13 protein-coding genes are annotated in these 13,757 nt (G+C 64.8%); 2 read left to right on the top strand and 11 right to left on the bottom strand.

Annotated elements, in window-relative coordinates:
* Positions 1–155: 155 nt before the first annotated feature.
* A complete protein-coding gene (locus CR105_RS07245) occupies positions 156–488 on the top strand; it encodes a DUF6677 family protein (RefSeq protein WP_099787753.1) in 333 nt (110 codons plus the stop codon).
* Positions 489–519: 31 nt separating this feature from the next.
* On the opposite strand, the gene CR105_RS07240 is transcribed toward CR105_RS07245, so the two are convergent.
* The 9 genes from CR105_RS07240 to CR105_RS07200 all read right to left on the bottom strand — a co-directional run bounded on the left by CR105_RS07240 (position 520) and on the right by CR105_RS07200 (position 10,417).
* Positions 520–2,175, bottom strand: coding sequence for a peptide chain release factor 3 (locus CR105_RS07240; RefSeq protein WP_099787931.1), 1,656 nt, complete (start codon positions 2,173–2,175; stop codon positions 520–522).
* Positions 2,176–2,287: 112 nt separating this feature from the next.
* Positions 2,288–2,710: a type IV pilin protein gene (locus tag CR105_RS07235; protein WP_099787752.1), complete on the bottom strand. Its 423-nt coding sequence runs from the start codon at positions 2,708–2,710 to the stop codon at positions 2,288–2,290.
* Entirely contained in the window at positions 2,707–6,138 is a 3,432-nt protein-coding gene (locus tag CR105_RS07230) for a pilus assembly protein (protein ID WP_180288120.1), read from the bottom strand. Before CR105_RS07230 ends, CR105_RS07235 begins: the two co-directional genes overlap by 4 nt.
* 32 nt (positions 6,139–6,170) lie before the next feature.
* Complete coding sequence (locus tag CR105_RS07225) at positions 6,171–6,725, bottom strand: pilus assembly PilX family protein (RefSeq protein ID WP_099787750.1); 555 nt, start codon at positions 6,723–6,725, stop codon at positions 6,171–6,173.
* Positions 6,722–7,552 (bottom strand): PilW family protein, encoded by an 831-nt coding sequence (locus CR105_RS07220; RefSeq protein WP_099787749.1) that lies wholly within the window; start codon positions 7,550–7,552, stop codon positions 6,722–6,724. The genes CR105_RS07225 and CR105_RS07220 overlap by 4 nt, the downstream gene beginning before the upstream one ends.
* Positions 7,549–8,007 carry a type IV pilus modification protein PilV gene (pilV, locus tag CR105_RS07215; protein ID WP_099787748.1) on the bottom strand — a complete coding sequence of 153 codons (459 nt, stop codon included), beginning with the start codon at positions 8,005–8,007 and terminating at the stop codon, positions 7,549–7,551. Before pilV ends, CR105_RS07220 begins: the two co-directional genes overlap by 4 nt.
* Positions 8,008–8,021: 14 nt before the next feature.
* Entirely contained in the window at positions 8,022–8,585 is a 564-nt protein-coding gene (locus tag CR105_RS07210) for a GspH/FimT family pseudopilin (RefSeq protein WP_099787930.1), read from the bottom strand.
* Positions 8,586–8,721: 136 nt separating this feature from the next.
* On the bottom strand, positions 8,722–9,747 hold the full coding sequence (locus CR105_RS07205; protein WP_099787747.1) for a sensor histidine kinase: 1,026 nt from the start codon (positions 9,745–9,747) through the stop codon (positions 8,722–8,724).
* Positions 9,740–10,417, bottom strand: a complete 678-nt coding sequence (locus CR105_RS07200) for a response regulator transcription factor (protein WP_099787746.1) — start codon at positions 10,415–10,417, stop codon at positions 9,740–9,742. Before CR105_RS07200 ends, CR105_RS07205 begins: the two co-directional genes overlap by 8 nt.
* A 260-nt stretch (positions 10,418–10,677) precedes the next feature.
* On the opposite strand from CR105_RS07200, the gene CR105_RS07195 reads away from it, so the two are divergent.
* Positions 10,678–11,487, top strand: coding sequence for a Crp/Fnr family transcriptional regulator (locus CR105_RS07195; RefSeq protein ID WP_099787745.1), 810 nt, complete (start codon positions 10,678–10,680; stop codon positions 11,485–11,487).
* On the opposite strand, the gene CR105_RS07190 is transcribed toward CR105_RS07195, so the two are convergent.
* Entirely contained in the window at positions 11,387–12,895 is a 1,509-nt protein-coding gene (locus tag CR105_RS07190; protein ID WP_099787744.1) for a CHASE3 domain-containing protein, read from the bottom strand. The two genes, CR105_RS07195 and CR105_RS07190, sit on opposite strands and share 101 nt — an antisense overlap.
* 121 nt (positions 12,896–13,016) lie before the next feature.
* Positions 13,017–13,652 (bottom strand): response regulator, encoded by a 636-nt coding sequence (locus CR105_RS07185; RefSeq protein WP_099787743.1) that lies wholly within the window; start codon positions 13,650–13,652, stop codon positions 13,017–13,019.
* Positions 13,653–13,757 lie beyond the last annotated feature (105 nt).

The raw sequence follows: 13,757 nt of genomic DNA, 5'->3' as shown, positions 1-13,757 counted from the left end.
GCGGGCAGGTATGATGGCTGGGGCCGGTCTAGGGCATGCGTTTCTCTTGCTTAAACGCATGGGTAAATCTACCCCCTCGGCGCAGCCCCGGTTTGCGCCCGCGCAAACAGTTCCGCCAATCAAGTACGCGTGCAACGCGAAGAAAAAGGAGTCGAATGAGCCGTCCGGTGATTGCCGCTTTGATATCGGCACTGGTGTTCCCGGGAGCGGGCCACCTCTACCTCAAGCGCGGTGGGCGCGCCCTGCTGTTTTTGCTGCCGACGCTGGCGGCGGTGGTGGTGTTTCTCGGCCAGGCGTTCGGCCAGGCAACCGAGATCGCCGGGCAGATCATGGCCGGCACGGTGGCGCCCGATCCGGTGGCGATTGCCGCCCGCCTCGAGCAAAGCGGCGGCGCCTCCACCGTCGGGACAGTGGCGGCCGGCGTGATGCTGGTGTGCTGGATCGGCGCCATCGTCGACGCCTACCTGCTGGCGCGCGCCGCCAGGTAGGACCTGCCGGACAGCGCCGGTCAAGACGCGCTTACACCAGCTTTGCCGCGTGCTCGCGCGTGGCGTGGAACGTCAGCTTCGGCCAGCGCTCCTCGGTCAGGCGCAGGTTGACGTTGGAGGTGGCCAGGTAGGCCAGGTTGCCGGCGGCGTCGTAGGCGACGTTGTGGCCGAGGGCCGCCTCGAAGTCGGCCAGCACGCGCTTGTCGTCGCCGCTGACCCAGCGCGCGCTGCTGATGCTGGTGCCTTCGAAGACGGCGTCGACGCCGTACTCGTTGAGCAGGCGGCTGGCGACGACTTCAAACTGCAGCACGCCGACCGCGCCAAGTACCAGTTCGCCGCCCTGCACCGGCTTGAACACCTGCACCGCGCCTTCTTCGCCGAGCTGCTGCAGGCCCTTGTGGAGCTGCTTGATCTTCAGCGGATTGCGGATCCGCACCGAGCGGAAGAAGTCGGGTGCAAAGTACGGGATGCCGGTAAAGGTGAGCATCTCGCCTTCCGAGAAGCTGTCGCCGATCTGCATGTTGCCGTGGTTCGGCAGGCCGATGATGTCGCCGGCGTAGGCTTCTTCGACTTGTTCGCGCGAGGACGCCATGAACGTCACCACCGACGACACCTTGATTTCGCGCCCGAGGCGCAGGTGCTTGACCTTCATGCCGCGCTCGAAGCGCCCGGAGCAGACGCGCAAGAAGGCGATGCGGTCGCGGTGGGCCGGGTCCATGTTGGCCTGAATCTTGAAGACAAAGCCGGTGAACGGCTGCTCGGAAGGGGCCACCACGCGCACCGTGGCATCGCGCTCGCGCGGCGCCGGCGCCCAGTCGACCAGCGCCGACAGGATCTCGCGCACGCCGAAGTTGTTGATCGCCGAGCCGAAGAACACCGGCGTCTGGATACCTGCCAGGAAGCGTTCGAGGTCGAACGGATGCGAGGCGCCGTGCACCAGCTCCACTTCGGTCTTGAGCTGCTCGATCTCGAGCGGGAACATGTCGGTCAGGCGCGGATTGTCGATGCCCTTGATGATCTCGAAGGCGCCGTCGGCCTTTTCCTCGCCGGCCTTGAACAGCATGATCTCGTCGCGCAACAGGTGGTACACGCCGCGGAAGTTCTTGCCCATGCCGATCGGCCAGGTCACCGGCGCGCATTCGATCTTCAGCACCGATTCGAGTTCGTCGAGCAGTTCGAGCGGATCGCGCGTTTCGCGGTCCATCTTGTTCATGAAGGTGACGATCGGCGTGCTGCGCATGCGGCATACCGCCAGCAGCTTGATGGTCTGCGCCTCGACGCCCTTGGCCGCGTCGATCACCATCAGCGCCGAGTCGACCGCCGTCAGCACGCGGTAGGTGTCTTCCGAAAAGTCCTGGTGGCCGGGGGTGTCGAGCAGATTGATGACGTGGTCGCGGTGCTCGAACTGCATCACCGACGAGGCAACCGAAATGCCGCGCTGCTTTTCGATCTCCATCCAGTCGGAGGTGGCATGGCGCCCGCTCTTTCTGGCCTTGACGGTGCCGGCCATCTGGATCGCGCCGGAGAACAGCAGCAGCTTTTCGGTCAGCGTCGTCTTGCCGGCGTCGGGGTGGGAGATGATGCCGAAGGTGCGGCGGCGCGCCACCTCGCGGGCGATCACTGCGGCCGGCTTGGCGGCAATGGTTTCGGAGGTGTCAGCGGAAGTCAGTTCGGAATCGGTGGCCATATTGGAGCCCATCGGATGGCCCATGCAAGAAAACCGATAATTTTACCGATTCCGCGGCCACCCGTGTGAACTCATTTGCGCCGCCGGGCGCTGCCGCGGCCGTCCAGGCGGCTTACCAGCAACCGGTCGCCGGCGTCTGGGCGCCGGTGTGCGCCAGTGTCAAGGTGCCGCAGGCGTCGCCGGCCTGGCTGTTGGCCGGCACCGCCTGCACCGTGTAGACGGTCGCGCTCGGGCTTACCGAGAAACTGACGTTGTACTTGATGGCGCTGCCGGTGGCGCCCTTCGGCACCACCGCCGACACCACCGCGGCGCCGGCGTAGGTGTTGTTGACTGTGTAATAACGCTCGAGAAACTGGGCGTTTTCCATCAGCATCGCCTGGGCATTGCTGCGGTTCGATTTGAGCACGTGCCGGGTGTAGGACGGATAGGCGATCGCCGAGATGATGCCGATGATGACGAGCACCACCATCAGTTCGATCAGGGTGACGCCGGCCTGGCGCGCGGCGCCGGCCCGCTGGTGTGAAATGTCGTTCATTGCTGCAGCTCCCGCCATGTGATGCGTCCCAGGGTAGCGGCATTCTTGTCGATGCCGCCGGTGTCGATATTGCCGGTTGAACCCACCGCGCCGCCGGTGACGATGCCGACGTTGGTCGACACGGCCGGTTCGGTGGTCACCGTGGTGGTGATGGTGTAGCCGCCGCTGGTGTTTGCTGTGGTGACCACGGTGGTGGTGGTGCGGGTGCCGTCGGCATTGTTGACGGTGGTGGTCACGGTGCCTGGGGTGAGCACCGGATTGGTGCCATTGCCGCCGGAACCCTCGCCGCCGAATACGCCGGCAGGGTCGCCATTCTCGGCCTTGACGCCGGCAACAGCGTCGGACGGTTCGTTGTCCTGCGGCGGGGTGATGGTATAGCCGGTGTCGCCCATGCACTTGTTGTTCGGCTGGTGCCAGAACAAGGTGTACTCGGCGATGAGGCGCGTGGCCATCCGCGACGCCTTGATGCGGTAGCCCAGCTCCGGCCGGTCCGCAACGTTGAGCTGGATGTCGCTGTCGGTGACGTTCGGGTCGACGATCTGGATCGTCAGCGCGCCGTTGCGCCATTCACCCAGGGGTCCCAGGCGCGGGTTGTAAAAGACACATATGGCATTGGTCGGGTGCAGGCCGGCGCGGGTGGTGCCGTTGCCCCAGTCCTTCGACTTGAAGGCGTCGAGCGGCATGTTAACCATCATCTTGGCGATCGCCCCCAGGTCCGACGCCGGCCCGGTACGAAAGGTGTGCAGCGACGCGGCGGTCAGCCCGGCGCTGTTCTGGAACTGCCACGCCTTGGCGTCGTAGGTACTGGTCGTATCGACCAGCGACAGCGTAACGGCCGGCGAATAAGCTTGGTTCGCCACCAGCACCTTGAAGCGCAGCACCGGGACGGTCGAGGTCTGGGTAACCACGGTATCCCACTGGCTGACGACCTTTTTCATTCTGTACGGCCACTTGTTGCCGCTCCTCGGTCCGGTCGTTACGGGCTCGACCGTGGTAAGCGTGGTGTGATAGGTCGTCTTGTCGTTGGTCGTGATGACCGTGCCGTTCGACGTCGTCGTCGGGAAGCCGGCCATCTGCACCGGGGTCGTGTGCTCGTAGCTGAACGTTTTGCTCGGCAGGTTCCTGGCCGTTTTCACGGTCGGGTCGGTGGTCGTCAGCGCCGTCACGCCCGTCGCCGGCATCTCTTCGTCGGCTTCCAGGCGCGGCGTATCCGGCAAGTGCGCGGGGGCGCCGGCGGTGGCGGCCGCCCCGTGCTTGATGCGCTGCAGCTTGAACAAACCCTGGCTCGGCGCGAGCATGTTGACGCCGGTAACGTCGTAGATGTCGTCGTATTCGTGAACGTGGGTGTAATACAGGTTGTTGGTCTGCGCCTCGCTGTTGCGGCCGATGTAGAAATACCCATCGCCGCGGGTGGTGCCCTTGCCGTCGCCGCAGTTGGTGTAGCAGTAGACATCAAAGTCGAAGTGGCCGCCCGAGACGCCGCGGTCGCCCGTCACCACCGTCGTCGTTTCGGTGACGGGTGGCGTCGTCACCGGCGCGCTGTTCTTGTCGTAGTTGGACTGGAACACGTCGACGCCGTCGGCGGAAATGGCGATCAGCTGCGAGCGCACGCCGCCGCCCATGTGGCGGCCGACCGGATCGCGCCCGACCACGCTCGGAGCCAGCGCCACTTCGTCGTCGGAGGTGAATTCGCGGTCGTTGTTAAGGTCGAACTGGGTCACGCCGGTGTCGCCGCCGGTCAGCACGTTGAGCTGCATCCACCAGTTTTCGCCGGGCGGCACCAGGTTCGGATTGATGGTCGGATTGGTGCTCATGAACTGGAACACGCTGCCGGTGACGAACGCGCCATCGCCGACGACGCGCTCGCCGCCGGCCGGCAACTCGGTCTTCCAGCCCTTGTGGTGACCGACGCCGGGGGTCCAGTTGGGCGCGTCGGTGGTGGCAACGCGCACCCGTATATTCGGCGTCACGCCGGTGTAGGTCGCCTCGACCAGGGTCTGTGTCAGCAGCGTGTCGTTGGCCGCCGGTGCGCCATCCCAGATGCCGTAGGCGAAATGCCGTTCGGTGTTGGTGGCGTCGGCGGCGGTGAACATGCGGCCGGTCACGAACGTCACCATTACGCCGCCGAGCGGGTGGGCCGACAGGCCAGGGGCCATGGTAATGGCATGCTGGGCGCCGGCGGTGTTGGTGTAGACCCGCGTGACCGAGCTGGCGGTGTAGGGCGCGGTGAGCGTGAATTTCCACACGTGGCCGTCGATGTCGCCGGCGTAGGCAGTGTCTTTCTTGCCGTCGTTGTTGGTGTCCCACAGGCTTGGCGACGACAGGCCGTTCGGGCTGGCGATGCTGCCCGAACCGGTGTCGAAGGCGTGGATCAGGGCGCCGGTGGTGGCATTGACCAGGTACAGCACGGCGTGGCCGGTGGTACCGGTGTTGTTGTAGCCGTTGCCGACCACCAGCGCCGGCGTGTTGGTCGCATCCGGCATGGTCAGCAGGGTCGGCGCCGAGTAGGTGTCGCCAAGGTCGCCAAAGCCCGTGCTGGCCGGCGTGATTTCCCACAGCACCTTGGCGGCGGCGAGCGCTTCGGAGGCCGCCGCCGCGTTCGTCACGTCCAGGCCGAACAGCGCCTTGCCGCCTGCGCCGAGCGTGCCGGTCAGGATGGTGCGGCTGGTGGCGCTGGCGCCGCTGCCGGTAGTGAACTTCTTGACGTCCATGCGGCCATCAACATAGTACTGGTGCACGTAGGGCTGGCTGGCCAGCGCGCCGAGGCGGCCGATCAGCACCGACGGAATGTAGGCGAAGCGTTCCTGGCCGGTGGCGGCGTCGATCGCATGCAGCATGCCGTCATTGGCGCCGACGAACACGGTGCGGTTGACGCCGTCGTTCCAGTAGACCGGCGTCGAGTGGATCATGTCGCCCAGGCCGTAGGCGCGCGGGCGGAACTCGCCCGCCCCGGTGCCTTCGTTGCTGGCGCTGCCGCGCACGTAGTCGACCAGCGGCGAGGCGGTGGTGGCCGGCGTCGTCTTGGCCGGATCGAGCAGGCTGCGCTGGGCGGTGGACAGGTCGGCCCACTGGAACGGGATGCCGAGGCCGTCTTTCATCGTCACGATGTAGCGGGTGCCGGCCACGCTCTGGGCCTTGACCTGGGCCGAGGCGCCGCCGGTGCCCCAATCGTCGACGTTGTCGATGGCGCCGGCGCTGGTGACCGGATACGAGTGCAGGTTGCCGCTCCAGTCGTTCGAGTTGTAATCGATCGAATAGATCTTGGCAGTGCCGCTGGCCACGTTCGAATTCGACACCACCGGCTGGCCGACGTAGCCGATCGGCTGCGCGTGCGGGTTGAAGCTGATCGCCGCCAGAACTTTGGCAAGGCCGGCCAGAGCGAGCACGGCGACGCCGGCGCGCAGGTAATATTTTTTATTCATTTGCATGGTCATTCTCCGATACTGTTCCGGGGCTTGCCTTAAAAATCGCAGATGTTGGTAAACACCTTGAAGCGGACCGTCGATTGCACCAGGCTGGCGGCGTTGCCGTTGCCGACGCCGCGCGCGGTGACCTTGGCCAGGCCGTTTTCACACTGGCCGACGCTGCTGCCTTTGACCGGCGGCACGATGATTTCGACGATGTAGCGCGGCTGGGTATTCAGGCCGGTGATCTGCGAGCCGGCAAGGGCAAAGGTGCGCGTCAGCGCCGTCGAGCTCCAGTCGATGGTTTGCCAGGTGGCGCTGGCGGTCGGCTTGAAGCAGTAGCCGTTGGTGCAGGCGCTGGTAAACGCGCTCGGGTCGTACGGGTCGAACGGCGGGCCGGAAAAGGTCGCCTCGGCGTCGCGCAGCACCGATTCGGCCGCCTGCAGCGCCACCTGGCGGTCGCGCGCGTTGCGCGCCATCTTCTCTTCCAGCGTGCCGCTGCGCAGCACCGCCAGCACCACCATCGTCACCACCACCAGGAAAATGATGCCGGTGATGAGCACGGCGCCGCGCTGCTGCGCGCTGCCTTTGAAATTTTTGATCAGCATCATTTCCACCTTGCCTGGTTACGCACCGCAAACGTCGACGTGTAGACCTGGCGCAGGCGGCCGTCGGTCGAGGTGGCCGTCACGCCGTTGTAGGTATAGGTCTGGCTGTTGTTCGGCGCCAGGTTCGGGGTCGGCCCGCGCACGAGCAGGCTGATGCGAATGGCGGCGACCTGGGCCCACTGCGTCGCGCTCGGCGTGGCGGTGTAGGCGATCAGCGATTCGGAACCGTTGCCAATACCGTACAGCACCTGCATGTTTTCAATGTTGTCCGCCACCACCACGCCGCCGACGGCCGGATTGCTGGCGTCGGCCTTGCACAGCAGCCGGTTGCCGGCCACCGAAAACGCATATTCGACCAGGTTCGAATTGGGCGGGCGCACGCCGGTCGTCGTGTCGACGACGTTGTTGGAAGTGATCAGGTTACCTTCGCAGTTGATTTCCTGGCCGTGGTAGGGATTCGGCGGAATGGTGCTGTCGGCCATCCAGGCCGGGTCGTGGCGCACCGTCAGCGTATCGGCCTGCGCGGTTGGCCCGGTGCCGCCGTAGTCGGTGCCGGCGACCGATTCGCCCGAGTGGTCGCGGTCGACGTCGAGCTGGAAGCCGGCCTGGCGCACCGCCTTGCCGAGCATCTCCATGGCGTTGCGCGAACTTTCCTGCATCCGCGCGACGTCTTCCTGCGTGCTGCTCATCTGCTTGCTGCCGATCAGCAGATACCCGATCGCGCCCAGCAGCACCAGGCCGATCGTCATTGCCACCAGCACCTCGGCCAGGCCGAGGCCAGCCTGGCGACGCGCCCGCGCAACGATGTGGTAACTCGTCGAGCGGCTCATAAGCGGGTCTCCACCACCAGTTGCTGGTTGCTCAGGCCAACGTTGTTGCCGGTGTCGGTGGTGCCGCGCGAGTCGTCCCACTGCACCGTGATCGTCACTTTCTTGCTGGCGTCGTTGACCAGCACGGCGCCGGTGCCGGACGGGATGCTGGCGGCCAGCGCGGCGCGCCACTCGGCCAGGTCGGTGGCGGCGACGGTGGTGCCGGCCGGCGTCGCCGTCAGCGCCAGGTTGTACGGCGACGGCGCCGCTTCGGCCACGCCGCGGTTGGCGCGCATGCGGTCGACCATGTCGTTGACCATCAAGGTGGCCTGGCCGCGCGCGTAGGACCCCTGGTTGTTTTTCAGGCTGATGACGATGATGCCGCCGATGCCGAGCAGGCCGAAGCTGACGATCAGCATCGTGATCATCACTTCCAGCAGCGAGAAGCCGCGTTGTTTTTGGGGAAATTTTTTCATCTGCGTCTTTCGGTCTAGGCGCTGGTGCAGGTGGTGGCGGCGGCGACGGTTTGCACGCCGACCCAGCCGCTACCCGGGGTCAGGGCGATCTTGCGGCGGCGCGCCGTCAGTTCCGGGCCGCACAGGCTGAAGGTGCCGACCTGGGTGCCGCCAGCGGCCGCGCTGGTCTGGCCGTTGCCGACGTACGAGACGAAGTCGGCGACGCCGCCGGCGCCGTCCACCGTCGCGGTCGGCAGCGCGCCCTGCACCCGCAGCACCGTGTCGGTGGCGTCGACGGTACCGACCACGCCGCCATCGGCGAACACGATCCAGCCCGACTCCCAGCTGGCCGAGCCAGTGGCGGCCGCCGCGCAGCCGGTGCCGCTGCTGCTGCGGCACATCGTCACGCGCGCATTGCGCTTGACCGCCTCCGAACGGGTGAACTTGAGCGACAGCAGCATGTCGTTGGCCTGGGTCGACAGGCGCGTGTCGAGCACCATGCCGCGAAAGCTGGGCGCGGCGATCGACGTCAGCACGCCGACCACCGCCAGCGTGACCATCAGCTCGACCAGGGTAAAACCATCTGCTTTGTTGTTCATCTGTTTTGCCTCGCGCTACGCAATAGTTCCATACGGCAATCTTCTACCGTGGATAGTAGCGCGTCAAGCTTGCAGTTCCCTGAGGAAATGCTGACAAATTCCTGACAACGATGAAAAAGATGCTTCTAAGGAAGATTTAACTAAGGAAACGCACAGAAAAGATGGCGCCCTCGCCGGCGGCGCGGCTGTCGATGGCGATGCTGGCGCCGTGGGCGAGCGCGATATCGCGCACGATCGCCAGGCCCAGGCCGCTGCCGGTGGTGCTGTCGTCGAGCCGCACGAAGCGGTTGAAGACGCGCTCGCGCTGGGAAAGCGCGATGCCGGGGCCGGAATCCTCCACCGCCAGCACGCCATACTTGCCGTCGCGATAACAGCTGACCGTCACCGTTCCCTGCGCCGGCGTGTAGCGCAGCGCGTTGTCGACCAGGTTGTCGATCAGGTCGCGCAGCAGGAAGCGGTCGCCGGCGATCGGCACCGGCGCCAGCTCGAAGCCGAGGTCGATGCGGTTCTTCACCGCCAGGTCGACGAAGTGCTGGATCGACTCTTCCACCAGCGCGGCCAGGTCGAGCGGCTCGAGGCGAGTCTTTTCGAAGTGGCTCGGCTCGGCCCGCGCGAGCGCGAGCAACTGGTTGGTCTGGCGAATCATGCGCTCGTTTGACAGCAGCATCAGGCGGATCGAATGGACGCTGTCGGCATCGGCGCCGTGGCGCGCGGCGAGCCACTCGAGCTGCAGCTTGACGCCGGCCAGCGGCGTGCGCAGCTGATGGGCGACATTGGCGAGAAAGTCGTGCTGGGCGCTGGCGCCGGCCTGCAGTTTGGCCAGCAGGTCGTCGAAGGCGGCCACCACCGGCGCCAGTTCGACCGGCACGTCGGGCGCGCCGACCGGCGCCAGGTCGTCGGCGTCGCGTGTGCGCAGCTGGGCCGACAGGCGCGCCAGCGGCTGCAAGCCGTTGGTGACGGAAAACCAGATCAGGCCGACTAGCACCAGGGTGAACAACGCTTCCAGCGCCACCAGAGCGCCGATGGTGGCCGACAGGTCCTGTTCGGCGCGCAACTGCGCCGGCGTCCAGCCGAGCATCGCCGCCAGCGCCGCGCCGGCCACATTGACCAGCAGAATCGGCCCGATCAGCCACTTCAGCAGGCGCAGCCGGATGCTAGTCATGCGATGCTTCGAGCATGTAGCCGAAGCCGCGGATGGTGCGGATGGCAACGCCGGCGTCGGCAATTTTCAGGCGCAGCCGCGAAATGTAGACTTCCACCGCATTGAGCGTCAGGTCGTCGCCCCACGGCAGGATCGCTTCGATGATCTGCTGCTTCGACACCACGCGCCCGCCGTGCTGCAGCAGGTATTCGAGCACTGCCCACTCGCGCACCGACAGGTCGATGGCGCGCTCGCCGATGCGGGCGCGGCGCGCAGACGTATCGAGCCGCAGTTCGCCCAGGGCCAGCAGCGCTGCCGGCGGCGCGTTGCGGCGCGCCAGCGCCTTGATGCGCGCGACCAGCTCGGCGGTGGCAAACGGCTTGACCAGGTAATCGTCGGCGCCGGTCTCGAGGCCGCGCACACGGTCTTCGACGGCATCGCGCGCCGTCAGCAGCAGCACCGGCAGCGCGCTGCCGCGCGCGCGCAGGCGGCGCACCACTTCAAAGCCGTCAATGCCGGGCAGGCCGATGTCGAGCACGGCGACATGGATCGCCGCCGCTTCCGGGCGCTGCAGCAACTGGTCGGCCAGCATGCCGTCGCCAAGCACCTCGACGACCATGCCCTGCCCTTCCAGTATGCGCGACAGGCCATCGGCGAGCACGGCGTCGTCTTCGACCAGTAATACATGCATGGGTGCGGACTTGGGTAGCGGGAGAGCGCCCATTATGGGGCATTTTGGTTCTCGATCCCAACAAAATACCCGCAGGGATGACTGGAGCCCCCCAGTAGGACTAGGACCACAAGGTTCTATGCACGCAGCCTACATGGGGGCGACTGCTAATCTTATGTTCGGCAACAGACTAAGCCCGTATCGTTCATACATCGCGAATCGGCAACAGTCAGAACACGCCGCAACGCTCCCGATGTCATGTAGAGATAATGAGGATAAAAATGAACAGCACTCAACTTGGTGGTACCGCGCAAAAAGCTCCATCGGTAAACCAGATTCCCGGCAATGGGCTGGAATCAAAAGTTGCGTCCAAACCCGTCGTCAGCTATAGCGGCACCCAGCAGAACGAATTGCTTGCCGCGCTGCCACGCCATGACCTCGAAACCCTGTTCGACCATCTGGAACTGGTTGCCCTGCCCGCTGGCAAGGAACTGTTCGAGTACGGCAGCAAGCTTGAAAACGTGTATTTCCCGACCACCGCCATCGTCTCCCTGGTGTACGTGATGGAAGACGGCGCCACCACCGAAATCGCCGTGATCGGCCATGAAGGCGTCGTCGGCATGTCCCTGTTCATGGGCGAGCGCGCCATGTGCAGCGCCGTCGTGCAAAGCGCCGGCTACGGCTACCGCCTCAAGACGCAATACCTGCGCGACGCCTTCAACCAGGGCGGCGCCCTGCCCCAGTTGCTGATGCGTTACACGAATGCCCTGTTTGCTCAGATGGCGCAGAACGCCGTCGGCGGGCGTCACAGCTCGATCGAACAAAAGCTGTGCCGCTGGTTGCTCGACCGCCTCGACCGCTCGCCATCGAACGAACTGAAGGTGACCCAGGAACTGATCTCGATCATGCTGGGCGTGCGCCGCGAAAGCATCACCGCTGCCGCCGGCAAGCTGCAAGACGACGGCCTGATTCAGTACCGTCGCGGCAACATCACCGTAATTGACCGTCAAGGTCTTGAGGAGTATGCGGGCGAGTGCTACAAGGTTGCAAAGACGGAATATGATCGCCTGCTGGAGGATGTGGCGCGCTGATCGTCACCGAAACGGCGTCCTGCGCGGCCCCCTGCTGCACCAGCGGGATCAATGCTTCGACACACGTGCCGATGCCATTGATCCCGCGTTTTATTTTCAGGCTGCCGCCCAGCAGCAATGCGCGTTCACGCATGCCAAGCAAACCGTGCGATTTCGGTTCGCGCGCCGCGTCGAGTTCAATGCCGATACCATCATCGATCACTTCCAGTGCCAGGTCGTCGCCTTCGCGCGCCAGGTGCACGATGACGTGCCGCGCGCGCGCATATTTGGCGACGTTGTTGAGCGCCTCCTGCACGATGCGAAACACCGCAATCGCATGCATCGGCCCGGCCGCATCGACGTCGCCGTCAATCAGCGCTTCGCAGTCGATGCCGGTGACCTTGCCAAACTCGTCGCAGTAGCTGTGCAGCGCGGCCGCCAGGCCCAGGTTGTCGAGCAGGCTGGGTCGCAAGTTTTCGACAATGCGGCGCTTTAGCTGCACCGTGTCGACCAGGGTTGCGCGCGCGCGCTCGAGCATGGCCGCCAGCGGCGCATGGTCCGGGCGCAGCCGTTCGGTGACGGCATTGATGTCGATGCTGATGGCCGTCAGGTTGGCGCCCATCTCGTCGTGCAGTTCGCGCGCCAGCTTGGCCTTTTCTTCCTCGCTGACACTGATCAGGTGGCGCGACAGCACCGCCAGCTGCTCGGTGCGCAGCACCACCATCGATTCAAGCGTGTCGTTGGCATGTTGCAGCGCGCGCTGCGCCACCAGGCGCGAAAAAAAGCTGCTCCGTATCAGCCGGTAGAACAGCGCGATGACGAGGATCGCCGCCAGGTTGATGCCGATGCCGAGCACCACGGCGCTCTGGTATTGCTTGTAGAACGCCGCACTGCGCGCCGTCATCAGCTCGGTCTGCTCGCGCGCAATGATCACGACCTGCAGGCGGATCTCGTCCATCACACTCTGGCTTTCGGCCGTCTCGGCGATCCTGACCACGTCGTCCAGGCCGCCGGAACGGTACACCGTCAGGGTCTGGTCCATGCTCGACAGTTTGCGGTAGATCAGCGTGCGCAGCTGCGCCAGGTTCTTCAGCTGCGACGGACTGTCGGCCAGCAATTTCTGCAGTTCGGCAAATTGGGTATTGATCTCGGCGCGGGCGGTGCGCAGCGGGCCGAGATAGGACTCGGCGCCCGACAGGAAATGGCCCTGCAGGCTGCTTTCGGCATCCATTATCAGCACGTTCAGATATTGGACTTTGTCGCCGACCCGCGCGCCCTGGGCTTGCAGCTCGTTGGCGCTGCGCAGCGACTGCAGGTTGCGCGCCAGGCTGATGCCGTTGACGACCAGGATCAGGACGCACAGCAGGCACAACACGGTTTTGTAAAACGGCAGACCCGGTTTGGCCGCGGAGTCGGTGGTGAAATACATCCTCGGTTTCCTTTGCGCACTGCAGAGTCATTCTGTCCGCATTATAGACCGGGACTCCGAGCGTTTCAGCCAAGCACAACTGTGAAATGTGCAAGGCTGCCAGGATCAAGGCGCCGGGCGCTTAGTCGAGAAGATTGTTTTTCATTGCGTAATAGGTCAGGTCGCTGTTCGACTGCAGGCCCATTTTTTCCATGATGCGGGTGCGGTAAGTCGACACTGTCTTGATCGACAGCGACAGCGCGACGCCGATGTCCGACACGGTCGCGCCTTTGGCCAGGCGCAGGAATACCTGGAACTCGCGGTCCGACAACTCGGTGTGCAGCGCCGTATTCGGGTCGCGGTCAAAACTTTGCGCCAGCAATTCACCCACGGTCGACGACACGTAGCGGCGGCCCTGGAAGACGGTGCGCACGGCCGTTTTCAGCTCGTCCGCTTCGCATTCTTTGTTCAGGTAGCCGTTGGCGCCCATCTTGAACAGGTTCAGCGCGTACTGCTGCGCAGGATAGCCGGACAGAATCAGCACCGGCAGGTTCGGCTGGCCCTGGCGAATAGTGCGCAGGATATCGATGCCGCTCTGGTCGGGCATGGCGATATCGAGCAACAGCACGTCGCAAATTTCGCGCCGTGCGATGTCAAGGGCTTCACGCCCGGTTGCGCCTTCGGCAACGACGGTAAAGTCGTCGCCGGACGTCGAAAAAATCTGCTTGAAACCTGCTCGTACAATTTGGTGATCGTCACAAATGGCAACGCGTATCATTGTCTTCCTTATATTTTCCTGGCTAGGAAAGAGCCGAGGCGAACCTCACGCCCGGTACTGCGCATGCGTTGGGGGTACTACCCTACAATATCAATATTCTATCAC

It is taken from the genome of Massilia eurypsychrophila, assembly GCF_002760655.1.
Classification (GTDB): Bacteria; Pseudomonadota; Gammaproteobacteria; order Burkholderiales; family Burkholderiaceae_D; genus JAFCUW01.
Note: the sequence above shows the minus strand (reverse complement) of the source record. Positions and strands in the feature narration are given on the sequence as shown.